Consider the following 292-nt stretch of genomic DNA (forward strand, 5'->3'; position numbering starts at 1 on the left):
GTCGATGCGGATGGGCTGCCGAGCGCATGGCGTCGACAGCAACGGCGGCGCCGCCGTCGGTGCCGTTCTTGAAGCCCACCGGCATGTTCAGGCCGCTGGCCATTTCGCGGTGGATTTGCGATTCGGTGGTGCGGGCACCAATGGCCACCCAGCTCAGCAGGTCATCAAAGTAGTTGGCGGCCATGGGTTGCAGGAGTTCGGTAGCGACCGGTAGTCCGAGCCGGATCATTTCCAGCATCAGTTCGCGCGACAGCGTCAGACCGGCAGCCATGTCGTCAGAGCCGTCCAGATG

General features: G+C 64.0%; 1 pseudogene. It reads right to left on the bottom strand.

Annotation, left to right across the window (positions count from 1 at the left end):
* A pseudogene (locus AAEY83_RS13925) lies at positions 1-271 on the bottom strand (3-deoxy-7-phosphoheptulonate synthase); the annotation flags it as partial.
* Positions 272-292 lie beyond the last annotated feature (21 nt).

This window comes from Psychrobacter sp. TB20-MNA-CIBAN-0197 (assembly GCF_040309765.1).
Lineage (GTDB): Bacteria > Pseudomonadota > Gammaproteobacteria > Pseudomonadales > Moraxellaceae > Psychrobacter > Psychrobacter submarinus.